Origin of the sequence: Streptomyces sp. NPDC020875 (assembly GCF_040641415.1) — a bacterium.
Taxonomy (GTDB): Bacteria; Actinomycetota; Actinomycetes; order Streptomycetales; family Streptomycetaceae; genus Streptomyces.
This window is the reverse complement of record NZ_JBFADP010000004.1, coordinates 112,411-127,464: the sequence shown is the minus strand read 5'-3', so window position 1 is coordinate 127,464 and position 15,054 is coordinate 112,411. Positions and strand designations below refer to the sequence as shown.

The window sequence follows — 15,054 nt, the reverse complement described above, 5'->3', positions numbered from 1 at the left end:
GGGCCTACTAAACGGGTCCCCACCGACCAGGAGGAGCCGGATGTTACCCGTCACGCCCCCGACCGCCCCCGCCACCGTCCCCACGCGCCCCGACACCCCCTCCGGAAGCCGCCCCGACAACCGCTACGAGAGCCGCCCCGAGAGCCGCCCCGAAAACGGCCACGGGAGCCGCCCCGCCCAACTGATGTTCACCGCCCTCCACACCACGCACCAGCACGCCGACACCAAGGCGGGCATCCTCGCCGCCGCCCAGGCCGCCCTCGTCGGCACGGCGGGCGCCTGGAGCGCCCCCGCCCTGCGTGCGGCGGCCGACGGCGGCGCCAGGGGACTGATCGCGGGGACGCTGCTGGTCGTCTTCGTCGCCGCGATGGCCACCGGAGCGGGCTGCCTCGCGGCGATCCTCCGCCCCCGGCTGCTCCGCCCCACGAACACCAACCGCTACAGCTTCGTCCATCTCACCTCGGGCCCCGACATCCTGCCCGCCCACGACGACGAGGAGCCCCCCGGCCCGGAACGGCTGGAACTCTCCCAGACGATCCGCTTCCTCTCCCAGGTCGCCGTCCGCAAATTCCGCTGGGTGACGGCGACCGTGATCTGCACCTCGGTGATGGGCGGCTGCGCGGGCACCCTGATGGTGCTCCGCCCCGTCCTCACCTGACCCTCACCCGTCGGGCGCCAGATCCCCGATCTCCCGCAGCCGCCCCAGATCCCGGATCACCGTCGACCCGTACCCGGTCTCCAGCAGCCCGTCCTCCCGCAACTCCCGCAACCCCTTGTGCACGGTGGTCTCGGCGGCCCCGGTGAGGGCCGCCAGCTCCGGCTGCGTCAGCCGGCAGCCCAGCACCACCCCACCACCCCCGCCGTTCACGGGGTGCCCGTACGACGTCGCCAGCTCCACCAGCAACCGCGCCAGCCGCACCTTCGCCGGATACCCCCGGAAGTCCAGCCGCCGCCGGTTCGCCCACCGCAGCCGCCCCGCGACGATCCCGGTCAACGCCAGATGCACCTCGGGCCGCCGCACCAGCAGCGCGTGCAACACCGCCGACGACACCACCCGCGCCTCCACCACCCCGCAGGCGGTCACGGTCGCCGACCGGGGAGCCCCGTCCATGGCGGCCATCTCCCCGACGGTCTCCCCACCGACCCGCACCGCGAGCAGCGACTCCTCCCCGTTCTCCACCCGCGCGGTCACCTTCGCGAACCCGGACAACAACACCACGACATGCCGGTCCCGGTCCCCCTCCCGCAACACGACCTCCCCGGCCCGGAACCGCGCGGCGACCCCCAACCCCATCAACTCCCGCCGCGCGTCCCCGGACACCACCCCCAGCAGACTCCGCCCGGGCCAGTCCCCGGAGCCGTACGCCATCCCGATCCCTCCGATCGACGACAGGGGCCGCCGCGCCCGCTACTCGACCTCGATGCCGTAGTCCTGGATCAGCTCTTCCAGACCACCCCGGTAGCCCCTGCCGCCGGGGACGAACTCCCAGTCACCATTGGCCCGGCGGCGGAAGGAACCCAGGACGAGGGCCGTCTCACCGGGGCGGCCGTCGGAGACCTCCAACTGGTCGAGCGGGGTGCCCCCGGAGTCCAGCAGCCGGATCCCGGCCCGGGTGAACCCGGACAGATCGGCCGCCGGATTGACCTCGGGATCGACCGCGGCGACCACCACGAGCCGGTTGGCCCGCGCGGGCAGCTCGTCGAAGGACACCTGGATCGCGGCCCGGTCCGGCGGCACGGCCGGAAGCGCGCGTACCGCACCGTCCGGCGTACGCGGATTGTTGAAGAAGACGAAGTGCTCGTCGTCCAGGACGCGATTGTCCCGGCAGACCAGCGCACAGACGTCCAGGGCGACACCACCGGACCAGAACATGCCCAGCACGTTGTGGTCCTCCGGGCCCGGCCCGGGATCCGGCTCGGCCCGCTGCGCGGGCACCCGCCGACCCTCACCGCCACCGCCACTGCCGCCGCTGTCGCCCAGTCGCCCCCGGAGCCCGTGCCGGTGCAGCAGATCCACCAACTCGGCACCCGACACCAACTCCAGCGGCTTGCCGTTGGCGAAGGTGTGCGAACCCGGCCCGAACCCCGAAGTCGTCACCAGCACACCCTTGTTGGCGCCCGCGTCCTGAACCGTGCCGTAGAGATCGCGGACGGCCGTCGGCGGCACCGTACCGCGATACCGCTTGACCTGGACGACGATCTTCCCGCCCCGGATCGGCGTGGGATCCAGCGCGTCGACATCGACCCCGCCGTCATTCGACCGCTGCGTCGTCACCGCCTGCATCCCCATCGCCCGGAACAACTCGGCGACCAGCTCCTCGAAGGCCACCGGGTCCATCGCGTACAGATCGGGATCGTCGTCCCCGCCATGGGTGACGACACCGCCGCCGACATCCTCCGGCACCCGGCCGGGCCGTACGGGCGCGTACTGATCAGGCTTCGTCGACAACTGCCCCCGAAGACCGTCCACCAGACAGTTGACCGCGTTGACCTGCTCCAGATGCAGCCCGGCGAAGGCCGCCCGGGTGGCCATCACCGTACCGAGGACGATGGACCCCCGCCGTCCGGTCGTCGGATCGTGATCGTCCACGAACCCGTTCAGCGCCACCGACTCCAGCGCCCCGAACTCGTCCGCCGCGAACAGATCCCGCAGCACCAGCAGCAGACACTGCGCGAGCACATCCCGATACAGGGCCCGGCGCTGCGCGACCGGCCGGGGCGCCTCCTTCTCCTGATCGGCATTGATCATGTACCGCACCGACTTGGCCTCCGGTACGACGTCGTACCGGGGCAGCTCCCAGTTCATCACCAGCTGACGCGCACCGGAGTCGTACGCGGCCGACAGCTGCCGGGGCAGCCCGTCCGGCCACCCCGTCGAGGCGTACAAAGCAGCCGAGAAATACTCCACCGCGGCCCCGGCGTCACCCTCCCGCAGCCCCACCAGCATCTCCGCGATACCCGCGTTGTGCCGCCGTATCTCCCCCAACCGGCCATCAGCCCAACGCCGGTACTCCTGCTGATACGCGGCCAACTGCCGCTGCCGCTGCGCCTCCGCGGCCTGCGCCGCCGCCCAGTCCCGCTCGAACCGCGACCGGGCCTCCGCCTGCGCCTGAGCCCGCCGCGCGGCCGTCCACCCCCCACCCTGCGCCTGATAGTGACCGGGATCCGGCATCCGCAGCGGAACCGCCAACTGCCCCGGCGCGAACGGCTCCACGTGCTCCACCCGCCGCAACGACTCCACCCGGAACGCCGGCGCCCCGCACCCCGCCGCCAGCAACCCCCGCAACACCTCGACCCGCGCCTCTAGCTCCGCCGTCCGCCGCCGCGCCTCGGCCTCCCGCTGCTCCCGATAGCTACGCTCCGCCTGCCGCCGATAGGCACGCTGCTGCCTCTCCTGCTCCCGTACGAACCTGTCCTGCGCCTCCCGCTGACGCTGCTGCTGACGCTGCGCCTCGGCCCAGATCCCGACCAACCCATCGGAGCGACGGCTCATGCTCTCCCGGCCTCCCCACCAGCGCCCCGGCACACCTGTTCCGGGACCCCGACCCCATTACCAGTAGTGATGACCCGACTCTAGTAGGCGACGACGAACCGGCCCATGCCCTTGCACCAGATCCCCGCCGCCCGACAAACCCGCCCAGCCCGCCGGAGGCCCTGCCGTCAGGCGGGATCGTGCTCCTCCCAATCCAGCACCTGGACCGTTCCCAGAGGCCAAAGGTGATCTCTGTTCCTGTCGGGGCGCCGAGCCTCGGCCTCCTGTACGTATTGCTCGTGCCAGCGCACCTGTTCCCGGTGGAGGGCCGGACGGGACAAGCGTCCAATGGCCGGATCACAGGCAGCGATCACCTGCGCGAGGACGAGTGCGGTCTCGGCGTCACAGGAGGGATCACCGGGGCGTTCGTGCGGGATGCCGTACCACTCGGCGACCGCTTCCAGGGCGCGCCCACCAGGGCGGAAGGGTTCGGCGTGCCGGTCCAGGACGAGCGGGTCGCAGATGGGTCCCAAGCCGTTGGCCAGACGATTGGACAATGGAGTGAGTCCGTGCCGGAGCAGTTCGGTCTCCAACGTGGTCAGCACGAACGGAGCGTGCCAGACCACCAGTGGTTCCTTGGCCGCCAAATGCTCGGCTAATGCGGTCGCCAGTTCTTCCAATGCCTGGGAGGCAGGCTCCCCGCAGGTACGCGCGTGCTCCATCGAAATGCTGTGGTTCTTGCGAGGCGCGACGGACATCGGGCCGGGACCAGGGGCGATGAGCCAGGACCGGTCCGTTCCGTCGGTGCTGCGCACGGCCGCGCCGAGAATACGGTCGACGCCGTAGCGATTGCCGGTGGTCGCGATGTCCAGGGCCATGAGACGGCGTCGGTGCCAGCCCGGGTGGTGACGCCGGGGCGGCGGCGCGGGTTCACGGACGTGTTCGCGATGGTAGACGTCCCATCCGCCGAAGCCGGTGTTCACGAGCACTCCGAGCCCTGCCGGAACGATCGAGCCGCAGACCTCGCACTCCCCGTCTCTCTGGTTGGAGCGCATGGCGGAGGCGTCCGACGTGGTGCCGTCCGTGTCGGGTGTCGGTGCATGAGCCGGGTGGTAGACCACCCAGTTGCCCCACACACTGCGGAGCAGCACGCCAGCCTCGGCCCCGACATCCGCGCCGCACCGAGCGCAGCGGCCGGCGTACTGGTTGGTCCGTACCGGACTGTTCACTGCCTCACCTCGATGGTGATCCAACACTGTGGTAGAGCTGGGTAAATGCCTCTTGGGCCGTCACGGGTAGGACACTGACCCAGTGTGATGCAGGCTCACGCCCGCCCGTCGCGGAAGGGATGACCCCGTGCCCCTCGCCGTTCTCCTGGTCGGCCTCACCGGCTCCGGCAAGACCACCGTCGCCAAGAGCCTCACCCGCCACGGCTACGTCCGGTTGTCCGTGGACGAGGAGGTACACCGCCTCCACGGCCGATACGGCGTGGACTACCCCGAGCACACCTACTTCGAGCGCGAGCGACCCGCCGTCGAGACCATTCGGGAACGGTTCACCAAGGAACTCCAGGCCGGGAACGACGTCGTCCTCGACCACGGACTGTGGCGCCGTACCGACCGGGACGCCTGGCGGGAGACTGTGCGTGAAGCAGGCGGCCATCCTGTCGTCGTCCACCTCCCCGCCGACCGCGACGAACTGCTGCGGCGCCTGGCCGAACGCAACCGGCGTGAGGACGCCAACGCCCTCGCTGTCACCCCGGAAGCCCTCGACGACTTCTTCGCCCGCTTCGACACCCCGGCCGAGGACGAGGAAGCCATCGTCCACACCGGAGACCAGAAGGCGCTCCTCGCAGCGCTGGCGGCAGCTCGGCACACTCAGCGCTGAGTGCCCTTGGCTGTCCCGTGCGCTATGTGGTGGGGCGCTGCCACCACGGGCCGAGACACCGAGCGACTGGGGAGGCGACCGGTCTCGTGGTCGGCGGTCTCGGCCCGCCCGATGCGTGCCTATAGTTGAGCGGTTGCGGTCAGAACGGTGGAGGTTCCCCATCACTCCGTGACCAGGCCCAATCAGTCTCCGACGAGGTGTTGTTCGGCGCATCGCACACATCGAAGGCATTCCTCCGGACTCTCATGCCCGAGGTGTCCTCGCCCCAGGCGGCAAGGCTTTCGACGGCCCGCTCCTGGTACTGCCACAGCGCGCTCACCGCAAGTTGCTCCCGCAACAGCGGTACCAGGGCCGTTCGGTGATGACGCAGGCGGGGATCGTCCAACAGGGGAGCGCAGGCGGCGATCGCCGCATCGCTCACGTCCGGGTCGTGGTCGGCAGTCCACGCGGCGACTGAGACGTACAGGAGTGGGCGGATCTCACCGACCTGGACGAAGGGCGGGTACTCCTCGGGCGGGAATCCCAGCCGACGGCTGACCTCCGCTGCCTCGTCGCCGACCTGGTCGGCTACGGAGCCGAGCCAACCCAGCAGCCCGGCACGCAGAGAACCGGGGAAGTCGTGAGGCCCCTTGTCGACGGGCCGGTCGGTACGAGGGTCGGGGAGAACGCCCGCGACGTAGAGCACGGCCGGGACCGTGGCGGTGTACAGGGTCTGCTGGTGGTGCACCTCGTAGTGCAGGTGGTCCAGGGCCCGCGATCTCACGCCCTGGTCGGCGTCCAGCAGCCCGGCAAGGTGCGCGGGGGTGTCCGTCGCCGGTCCGTACGCGTGCTCCAGGGCGGCCCAGTCGGTCTCGGCGAGCACCCCTCCGGGTTCGGGTAGGGCGGCGCGGCTCAACGGTTCTCCCGCCACGCCTGGTCCACCGCCTTGGCCGTCGCGTCCCCGGTGCGCTTCTCGATCTCCTCGGGGACCTCGCGATCATCGAGCACGAACAGCCTGCCGCCGACCAGCCTCGTGATCGTCTTCCAGCCCAGTCGGCTCCCGGCCTCACGTGCCGCTCGCCGGACGTTCTGGAGGTCGCCCAGCTCCTCCAGGCGCTCGGCGCCGAGGATCAGCTGCCCGTAATATCCGGCGTACTCCGGCTTCAGGCTCGCCCGCAAGAGCCCTTCCAGGCGGTCGACCAGATGCTCGTAGCGGCGCCGTGCCGACTCGTCCTTCGCGGTCATGGGACGCAGCCCCCCCACACGCTGAATGTGTGCCGCACGCCGGAGGCCCTGCCGCCCTAACGGACGACAGGGCCTCTGACCTGCTGCTTTGCTGTGCCCCCGGCAGGATTCGAACCTGCGACACCCGCTTTAGGAGAGCGGTGCTCTATCCCCTGAGCTACGAAGGCGGGGTGGACCGGAGTCCCGGTCGGTCGGTCACGGTCCGTCGGGCCCGTGTCGGGCTCGGAGTAGCCGATCGCCGGTGACAGCCTAGCGGATCGGTCCCGGGTGGGTCGCCTCTCGGGGCGGGGGACGTGGCTTGACGGGGGTCCGGGGGCGACCTAGCGTCCCCGTGCGTGGGGCCCGGACGGTGTCCCGGTCTGGTGGAGGAGGCGGCCGTGAGGCGGGAGCAGCTGGTGGCGCCGGGTGGGCCGTTCGAGGTGGGGCGGGGGGACGACGGGGTGCTGCGGTACGTGAACGCGCCGCGCACCCTGGTCGAGTTCGTGGAGACCACGTGGGCGTACCGGGACCGGGTGTTCCTGGTCGGGGACGATGTGTCCTATACGTACGGGGAGTTCTTCGCGGCGGCGACGGCGCTCGCGCGGCGGCTGGTGGAGGAGTACGGGATGCGGCCGGGGGAGCGGGCCGCCGTGGTGATGCGGAACCATCCCGAGTGGCAGATCGCTTTCTGGGCCGCCCAGTTCGCGGGTCTGGTGACCGTGCCCCTCAATGCCTGGTGGACGGCTGACGAGCTGGCCGCCGCCCTCGACGACTGCACTCCGAGGGTGCTGCTCGTGGACGGGGAGCGGCTGCCCCGGGTGGCCGGGTGGGCCCGGCGGGTCGGGGTGCGGGGTGTCGTCTTCCGGGGCGAGGCCGGGGAGGGGGCGGGCGCGGAGGGGTTCGAGCGGTATGAAGATCTGCCCGCGGCCGATCCGTACGGTGCCCCGCCCGTCGTGGAGATCCGGCCGGAGGACGATGCGACGATCCTCTACACCTCGGGCACCACGGGCCGTCCCCGGGGTGCCGTCGCCACCCAGCTCGCGCAGGCCGGGGCCGCCGTGCACCCCCGGTTCCACGCCGCCGTCGCCGTGCTCGCGCGCGGGGGCGTACCGGGGGCCGGGCCCGCGCCTGTCGCCCTGATGACGTACCCCTTCTTCCACGCCGCCGCCTTCACGCACGTCTACTCCGTGATGGCCGTCGGCGGCACGATCGTCCTGATGCGGGAGTGGGACGCCGACGCGGCGCTCGGGCTGATCGACCGGTATCGCGTCACCCACTTCTCCGGGGTACCCACGACGGCGCTGCGGCTGCTGGACGCCGCCGAGCGCGCCGGGCACGAGCTGGCGTCGCTGACCCATCTCTCGACCGGCGGCGCCGCCCCGCCGCCCGCGCTCGCGGCCCGGGTCGCCGAGCGGTACGAGGGGCGGATCGAACCACGTACGGGGTACGGGCTCACCGAGACCTGCGGCGGCGTACTCGCGCACTTCGGCGACGCCTACCGCGCCGATCCCGCCGCCGCGGGGATTCCCGCGCCCGCCGTCGAGGTCAGGACCGACGAGCACGGCGAGCTGTGGCTGCGCGGGCAGTCGCTGATCCGGGGCTACTGGCGCGATCCCGAGGCCACGGCCGCCGCCTTCACCCCCGACGGCTGGTTCCGGACCGGGGATCTCGCCGTGCTCGGCGAGGAGGGTGAAGGGGCCGGCGGGAGACGGATCGCGGTCGTCGACCGGATCAAGGACATCGTGATCCGCGGCGGCGAGAACGTGTACTGCGCGGAGGTCGAGGGCGTCCTCCTCGGGCATCCCGCGATCGAGGACGCCGCCGTCGTCGGCGTGGCCCATCCCGAACTGGGGGAGGAGGTCGCCGCCGTCGTCCGGCTGCGGGCCGGTGCCGGGGCGGGCCCGGACGAACTGCGGCGGTACGCGGGGGAGCGGCTCGCGGCCTTCAAGGTGCCCGCGTACGTCGTCCTGGGCGACGTACCCCGGAACGCGACCGGGAAGGTGCTGAAGCGGGAGCTGCGGGAATCGGCGGCCCTGGCCGGTGTGAAGGCGTAGGGCCGGTGTGAGGGCGCAGGGCTGGGCAGGCGGATGGCCGGACAAAAGATGTGCCGGGCCGGGCCGGGACGGGGGCGTAGGGCCGGACAAAGAGGTGCCGGGCCGCGGGCCGGGGGCGTAACGCCAGGCAAAAGAGGTGCCGCGGCGGATCGCGTCAGCCGCGGGTGACGCGGACCTTGTACGTTCCGTCCTCGTCCTCCGACAGCACCGCTATCTCCACCCCGTGCTCCTTGTCCCGGAACTTCTCACCGGGGCGGTACGGCGCGTCCGACAGTTCCGCGTGCACATTGGGGCGTTTGGTGCAGCCGCCGCTGTCCGTACGGCTGTCGGAGACCGTGACCGGGCCCTGGCCGGTGTCCACCCCGGCCTGGACGCGGTAGACGAGGACCCCCGGGCGGCAGACGGCCTCGTCGTTGCCCTCGCGGGTACGGACCTCGACGGCGTAGCCGGTATCGGCGGACACCGGGACGATCGTCAGTTTGGCGCCCCCGGTGGTCGCGAGCGGCGTGAGCCGGTACTCGGCCGTGCCGGGCGCGGACGCGCAGTGGATCTGGTCCGTGTCGAGCCAGCCCAGCTTCCATTTGTGCCAGCCCAGGAGGTCGTTGTTGGCCCCCCAGTCCTCGGACATGATGTCCCAGTGGCCGACGGTGCCGCCGCCGTCGGCGGTGTAGAGGTCGGGCAGGCCGAAGACATGGCCGTTCTCGTGCGGCAGGACCCGGAAGCCGGTCTCGGCGTACGAGCCCGAGCCGTCGTCCTGGCGGCTGTAGACGAAGGACGTGTTCGCCAGCGGTACGCCGTCGGCGACGGGCGCGTCGGGGTTGCCGGAGAACGTCACCGACAGCACGGTGTCCAGCGCCGACGGGCCCGCGTTGGGCGTGACCAATATGTTGACCAGGTCGTATGTACTGAAGTCGACCTGCGGGTCGGCCGCCTCGACGATGTCGTCGACCAGATCGCGGTAGGCGGGCTCGTACGGTGAGCCGCGCTCTATCCCGTACTCCGTGAACGGCTTCGGCATCCGCAGCCAGCCGCTCAGCGGGGACTGCGGGAGATAGCTGAGCCGGCCGTACGAACTGGTCCGGAACCACTCCGCGGTCTGCGGGAAGAACTCGCCGAGACGTTCCGCCGCCGTGCCCTCGCCCACCGCGTCCGGGAAGTCGATCATCAGATTGAGGGCGCGGATCTCACCGGTCGAGGGGGAGAAACCGGGCGGGGTCGGCAGGCCCTCGGACATCTGGACGCCCAGGGTCGCCGGGAGGCGGCAGGGGCCGAGGCCCGTCGCGTCGGGCGCGGCGGCCGGGCCCGCGGAAGAGGTCCCGCCCGGCCCGGACAGCGGATCGCTCGCGGTGGTCAGGGCGGCGATCGCGAGGGCGAGGAACGCCGCGATGCCGCCGATCCGGCGGGTCCGGCGGATCCGGCCGGAGGTACCCGCTCCGCCACGGCTCGCTCCGCCCCGGCGGCCGCCGGAGCCGCTGCCGCCGCCGCGAAGGGGCGGGAGGCCGCTCGGCGGGGTGGGGGCCAGGGGGGATTCGGGGACGGGGGCGTGCTTCGGCGCCCGGGACGCCCAGCCGGTCTTCCGGCTGGATATCCGGCTGTTCGGGCCTCTCCGGCGGCGCGCGGGGTGCATGCGATCAGCCTCCGGGCGGCGGGGGAGGGGCGCGCGCGGAGTGGGGCCGATCGGGTGGGGTTCCGAACAACGACGGAAATGTGATGTAGGTCACATTCGGTTTGGGAAACAAACGGGGAGCGGGTCCCCGTTTGCATCAGTGCCGCGCGAAACGGGGAGCCGATCCCCGCTTCGGACGGCCGGCCCGGGAGACCGGGAGCCGAACAGACATGACGGGCGGGACCCGGTGTCGTGGCGTCCGGACGTCACGACAGCCGTGGGACGACGGGGGCGAAGGGAGTGGACACTGTGAGCGCAGCCGCCGAGGCCGTGGGCGAGGGTACGGGCGCGGGTACGGCCGTGCGGGCCGACACCGCCTCCGGGCGGGACACCGGCGCCGCCGACCCCGGCGCCGTCGTATGCGCGGACAGCGACAGGGGTAGCGGCAGTGGCGTCGGCAGGGACGCCGCCCGTGCCGATGCCGACGCCGCGACGCGGATCTCCGGCCTCGGCGGCCTCGCCGACCGCGCCGCCGGGTCGGCCGGTGCCGGTGCCGCCGTGACCGGCGGCTGCCCGGACCATTCCGGCGCCCGCGCCCCGCGCGGCCGGACCCGGGCCGACGCCCTGCGCAACCGTGAGCGGATCGTCCGTACCGCCCGCGACATGTTTACGGCCCACGGGGCCGAGGTGTCGTTCGACGAGATCGCCCGCGGCGCCGGAGTCGGCAACGCCACGCTCTACCGGCACTTCCCCGACCGCGCGTCCCTGGTGCACGCGGTCGTCCTCTCCGTCCTCGATCGCGCCTGCGCCCAGGCGGAACGGGCCTCCGCCGAGGAGGCCGACCCCTTCGACGCCGTACGCCGGTTCGTCCACAGGGCGGCCGACGAACGGACCGGGGCCCTGTGCCCCATGATCAAGGAGACCTTCGACGGCGAGCATCCGGATCTGGTGATCCGGCGCACCCGCCTGGAGGCGACCGTGGCCGCCATGGTCGAACGGGCCCAGACGGCGGGCCGGATGCGCCACGACGTCGGCGCCAGCGATCTGATGATGGCCGTCGGCCTGCTGACCCGGCCCCTGCCGGGGACGAGCTGCGACAGCAACACGTCGTATGTGCACCGCTATCTCCAGCTCTTTCTCGACGGAGTCGAGGCGCCCGCTCGTTCCGAACTGACCGGCACATCCATCACCTTGGAGGACCTGCGCAACCACCACTGACCCCGACCGCCGCACCGGACCTCCGTACGGGACCGGCTCCAGAGCCGTACCGGCGACGCCCGAACGACCTCGGCAGGCCGACTCTCTGACCTCGTCGCGCCGACCGTACGCCCCGATTGGGGCGACATGACCTCTTCGCACTCCAAGGTGGCTCCACGCATGTCAAAAACCGACCGCACCCTTCCCGATACCGCCCTGCCGGACAGTTCCGGCCCGGGCGGCATCCCCGGCGCCGACCCCGCGCGCTGGAAGGCCCTCGTCTTCATCGCCCTCGCCCAGCTGATGGTGGTCCTCGACGCCACCATCGTGAACATCGCGCTGCCCACCGCCCAGGAGGACCTGGGCATCTCCGACGGCAACCGCCAGTGGGTGATCACGGCCTACGCCCTCGCCTTCGGCGGTCTGCTCCTCTTCGGCGGCCGGATAGCCGACCTGTGGGGCCGTCAGCGGACCTTCATCGTCGGCCTCATCGGCTTCGCCGCGGCCTCCGCCCTCGGCGGCGCCGCGACGGGCGAGGCCATGATGCTGGGCGCCCGCGCCCTCCAGGGCGTCTTCGGCGCACTGCTCGCGCCCGCCGCGCTGTCGCTGCTCGCCGTGATGTTCACCGATGCCAAGGAGCGCGCCAAGGCGTTCGGTATCTACGGTGCGATCGCCGGTGGCGGTGGCGCCGTCGGTCTGATCCTCGGCGGCTTCCTCACCGAGTACCTGGACTGGCGCTGGACGTTCTACGTCAACATCCCGTTCGCGATCGTCGCCGCGGTCGGCGCCTACCTGGTGATCAAGGAGCCCGCGGGTGCCCGCAACCGCTCCTCGCTCGACATCCCGGGTGTCGTCCTCTCCACCCTCGGACTGGTCGCCCTGGTCTACGGCTTCGCCCGCGCCGAGCACTCCGGCTGGACGGACGGCCTGACCATCGGCATGTTCGTCGCGTCGGTCGTCCTGCTGGGCGCCTTCGTGGCCGTCGAGTCCAAGGTGAAGGCGCCGCTGCTGCCGCTGCGGGTGCTCACCGAGCGCAACCGGGCCGGGATCTACCTCTCCCTCGGCCTCGCCATCATCGGCATGTTCGGCCTCTTCCTCTTCCTCACCATCTACCTCCAGGTCGTGGAGGGGTACTCCCCGGTCAAGACCGGGTTCGCCTTCATGCCGATGGTCGTCGGCATGATCGTCGGCTCGACGCAGATCGGCACCCGGCTGATGACCCGGGTCCCGGCGCGACTGCTGATGGGCCCCGGCTTCCTGGTCGCCGCGGTCGGCATGCTGATGCTGACCCAGCTGGAGATAGGCAGCTCGTACCCCGCCCTGATCCTGCCCGCGCAGCTGCTGCTCGGTCTCGGTATGGGTACGGCGTTCATGCCCGCGATGGCGCTCGCCACGCACGGGGTCGAGCCGCAGGACGCCGGTGTGGCCTCCGCGATGGTCAACACCTCCCAGCAGGTCGGCGGTGCCATCGGTACCGCCCTGCTGAACACGATCGCGGCCTCCGCCACGTCGTCGTTCATCGCCGACCGGGCGGCCGGTGCCACCAGCCGGGAGCTGCTCCAGTTCCAGGGCATGGTGCACGGCTTCACCTCGGCGATCTGGTGGGCCGTGGCCATCCTCGTCGTCGCCGCCGTAATCGCCCTGACCATGATCAACGCGGGCCGTCCGGGTGCCGGTGGCGCCGGTACGGTGGCGGGCGGCGACGGCGCCGAGGCCGAGGTCAAGGTGCCGGTGATCGCACACTGACGCCGGTCCGGCGCGATCAGGTCCGGGTGCGGTCCGGGCCGGTCGGAGCCGGAAGAGGTCGGTAGTCCGGGCACGGGCGTCGCCGATCCGCCCGGGTACGGAAACGCGGTGGGCCCCGCCGGAGGTGAATCCTCCGGCGGGGCCCACCGCTGTCGACGGCCGGCGCCGGGGCCACCGGTGTCGGCTACCGGCGTCCGCGGCCGGTCGTCGTGGTGCGGGTCGTCGTGGGACGGGCCGGGTCTTCGGGCCGGGGAACGAACCCGTGGGGCGAGCCCGGTGGCCGGACCCGGCGGGCGGGTCAGGGGGTACGCGACCGGCGGTCGGATCCGGTGGCCTGGCGGCTCGGCGACCCGGTGGCCATTGGCGGCCCGGTGGCCGGGTGGCCGGGTGGCCGTCGGCGGTCCGGCGGCCGGGTAACCGGGTGGCGGGGGTCAGCGGAGCCAGGGGAGATCGGCGCCCGAGTCCGCGGGCTGGAGGCCGTCCGCGATGATCATCATGATCTCGCCCAGCCGGTCCACCTGCTCCGGGGTCAGCCGGTCGAACATGGCCTGGCGGACCGCCTCCACATGCCCGGGGGCGGCGCTCTCCAGGACCGCGAACCCCTCGTCCGTCAGGACCGCGTTCTGGCCGCGCTTGTCCGAGGGGCAGTCCTCGCGCCGGACCCAGCCCTTCTTCTCCAGCCGGGAGATCGCATGCGACAGCCGGGAGCGGGTGATCTTGGCGTCGATGGCCAGTTGGGTCATCCGCCTGCGGCGGTGCGGCGCCTGTGAGAGCTGGACCAGCAACCCGTAGTAGATATGCGGCATCCCGGCGTCACGCTGCAACTGGCGGTCGAGATGGTCGTCGAAAAGCATGGTGGCATGGAGATACGCGCGCCAGACGCGCTGTTCGTCATCGGTGAGCCAGCGCGGCGCCGGGCCGCCCTCGCAGCTGCCCTCGCCGTGGGCGGGGGACGCCGTGGATGCCGTATTCATGCCTCTACTGTACGACCTGTTCTTGAAAGTTGAACTAAATGGTCTTACGGTAGGCGGGAACAGTCAGCTTGAACTTTCAAGCTTCTCGTCGGATCGGAGACGCCATGACCACCGCGACCGAGACCTCCCCGACGGGGCGCATGCCCGCGATCTACCTCTCCCACGGCGCGCCCCCGCTGGCCGACGATCCGCTGTGGCCCGGTCAGCTCGCCGCTTGGTCGGCCGAGCTGCCCCGGCCCACCGCGATCCTGATCGTCTCCGCCCACTGGGAAGAGGCCCCGCTGGCGCTCGGCGCCACCACGACCCTGCCGCTCGTGTACGACTTCTGGGGCTTCCCGGAGCGCTACTACACCGTCCGGTACGCGGCCCCCGGGGCGCCCGCCCTCGCCGACTCCGTACGGAAACTGCTCCGCCGGGCCGGGACCCCCGTACAGGACGTGCCCGACCGGGGGCTCGACCACGGCGCGTACGTACCGCTGGTGGAGATGTACCCCGAGGCGGACGTTCCGGTGCTCCAGCTCTCCCTCCCCACCCTCGACCCCACCCGGCTGATGGAGATCGGCCGCAGGCTCGCCCCGCTCCGCGACGAGGGCGTACTGATCCTCGGCAGCGGGTTCTTCACCCACAACCTGGCGGCCCTGCGGAGCGACGGCATCCCCGGCTGGTCCACCGAGTTCGACGAGTGGGGACGGGAAGCGCTGGAATCGGCCGATGTCGACGCCCTGCTCGACTTCGAGCACGCGGCGCCCGCCGGACGCCTGGCCCATCCCCGTACCGAACACTTCGCGCCCCTCTTCGTCACCCTGGGAGCGGCGGCGGACGAACTGGACGGCGGGCGCAGTGTGATCGACGGCTTCTGGTGGGGGCTGGCCAAGCGGTCCCTCCAGTTCGGCTGAGGCGGGCGGTTCAGGGGAT

13 protein-coding genes and 1 tRNA gene are annotated in these 15,054 nt (G+C 71.8%); 6 read left to right on the top strand and 8 right to left on the bottom strand.

The window, feature by feature from the left end; genetic code table 11:
- The first annotated feature begins 40 nt into the window (after positions 1–40).
- Positions 41–658, top strand: coding sequence for a Pycsar system effector family protein (locus tag AB0G74_RS03835; RefSeq protein WP_361140243.1), 618 nt, complete (start codon positions 41–43; stop codon positions 656–658).
- A 3-nt stretch (positions 659–661) separates the two neighbouring features.
- Here AB0G74_RS03835 and AB0G74_RS03830 read toward each other — a convergent pair whose 3' ends face one another.
- The 3 genes from AB0G74_RS03830 to AB0G74_RS03820 all read right to left on the bottom strand — a co-directional run bounded on the left by AB0G74_RS03830 (position 662) and on the right by AB0G74_RS03820 (position 4,701).
- A complete protein-coding gene (locus AB0G74_RS03830; RefSeq protein WP_361140240.1) occupies positions 662–1,369 on the bottom strand; it encodes a Crp/Fnr family transcriptional regulator in 708 nt (235 codons plus the stop codon).
- 39 nt (positions 1,370–1,408) lie between these two features.
- A complete protein-coding gene (locus AB0G74_RS03825) occupies positions 1,409–3,493 on the bottom strand; it encodes a restriction endonuclease (RefSeq protein WP_361140237.1) in 2,085 nt (694 codons plus the stop codon).
- A 167-nt stretch (positions 3,494–3,660) separates the two neighbouring features.
- Positions 3,661–4,701, bottom strand: coding sequence for a hypothetical protein (locus tag AB0G74_RS03820; protein ID WP_361140234.1), 1,041 nt, complete (start codon positions 4,699–4,701; stop codon positions 3,661–3,663).
- Positions 4,702–4,828: 127 nt separating this feature from the next.
- Here AB0G74_RS03820 and AB0G74_RS03815 point away from each other — a divergent pair, with 127 nt between their 5' ends.
- A complete protein-coding gene (locus tag AB0G74_RS03815) occupies positions 4,829–5,359 on the top strand; it encodes an ATP-binding protein (RefSeq protein WP_361140231.1) in 531 nt (176 codons plus the stop codon).
- Positions 5,360–5,498: 139 nt separating this feature from the next.
- On the opposite strand, the gene AB0G74_RS03810 is transcribed toward AB0G74_RS03815, so the two are convergent.
- The 3 genes from AB0G74_RS03810 to AB0G74_RS03800 form a co-directional block, all read right to left on the bottom strand.
- Positions 5,499–6,254: a hypothetical protein gene (locus tag AB0G74_RS03810; protein ID WP_361140228.1), complete on the bottom strand. Its 756-nt coding sequence runs from the start codon at positions 6,252–6,254 to the stop codon at positions 5,499–5,501.
- Positions 6,251–6,583, bottom strand: coding sequence for a hypothetical protein (locus AB0G74_RS03805; protein ID WP_361140225.1), 333 nt, complete (start codon positions 6,581–6,583; stop codon positions 6,251–6,253). Before AB0G74_RS03805 ends, AB0G74_RS03810 begins: the two co-directional genes overlap by 4 nt.
- 94 nt (positions 6,584–6,677) lie before the next feature.
- Positions 6,678–6,750, bottom strand: a tRNA-Arg gene (locus AB0G74_RS03800).
- A gap of 210 nt (positions 6,751–6,960) precedes the next feature.
- On the opposite strand from AB0G74_RS03800, the gene AB0G74_RS03795 reads away from it, so the two are divergent.
- Positions 6,961–8,616, top strand: a complete 1,656-nt coding sequence (locus AB0G74_RS03795; RefSeq protein ID WP_361140222.1) for a class I adenylate-forming enzyme family protein — start codon at positions 6,961–6,963, stop codon at positions 8,614–8,616.
- Between the two features lie 154 nt (positions 8,617–8,770).
- On the opposite strand, the gene AB0G74_RS03790 is transcribed toward AB0G74_RS03795, so the two are convergent.
- Entirely contained in the window at positions 8,771–10,243 is a 1,473-nt protein-coding gene (locus AB0G74_RS03790) for a M6 family metalloprotease domain-containing protein (RefSeq protein ID WP_361140220.1), read from the bottom strand.
- 288 nt (positions 10,244–10,531) lie between these two features.
- Between AB0G74_RS03790 and AB0G74_RS03785 the strand changes: the two genes are divergently transcribed.
- Positions 10,532–11,440 carry a TetR/AcrR family transcriptional regulator gene (locus AB0G74_RS03785; protein ID WP_361140217.1) on the top strand — a complete coding sequence of 303 codons (909 nt, stop codon included), beginning with the start codon at positions 10,532–10,534 and terminating at the stop codon, positions 11,438–11,440.
- A 159-nt stretch (positions 11,441–11,599) separates the two neighbouring features.
- Complete coding sequence (locus tag AB0G74_RS03780) at positions 11,600–13,165, top strand: MFS transporter (protein ID WP_361140214.1); 1,566 nt, start codon at positions 11,600–11,602, stop codon at positions 13,163–13,165.
- Between the two features lie 431 nt (positions 13,166–13,596).
- Here the strand turns inward: AB0G74_RS03780 and AB0G74_RS03775 are convergent, their stop codons facing one another.
- A complete protein-coding gene (locus tag AB0G74_RS03775; protein ID WP_361140212.1) occupies positions 13,597–14,139 on the bottom strand; it encodes a MarR family transcriptional regulator in 543 nt (180 codons plus the stop codon).
- A 104-nt stretch (positions 14,140–14,243) separates the two neighbouring features.
- On the opposite strand from AB0G74_RS03775, the gene AB0G74_RS03770 reads away from it, so the two are divergent.
- Complete coding sequence (locus AB0G74_RS03770) at positions 14,244–15,035, top strand: class III extradiol ring-cleavage dioxygenase (RefSeq protein ID WP_361140210.1); 792 nt, start codon at positions 14,244–14,246, stop codon at positions 15,033–15,035.
- Positions 15,036–15,054: the final 19 nt, after the last annotated feature.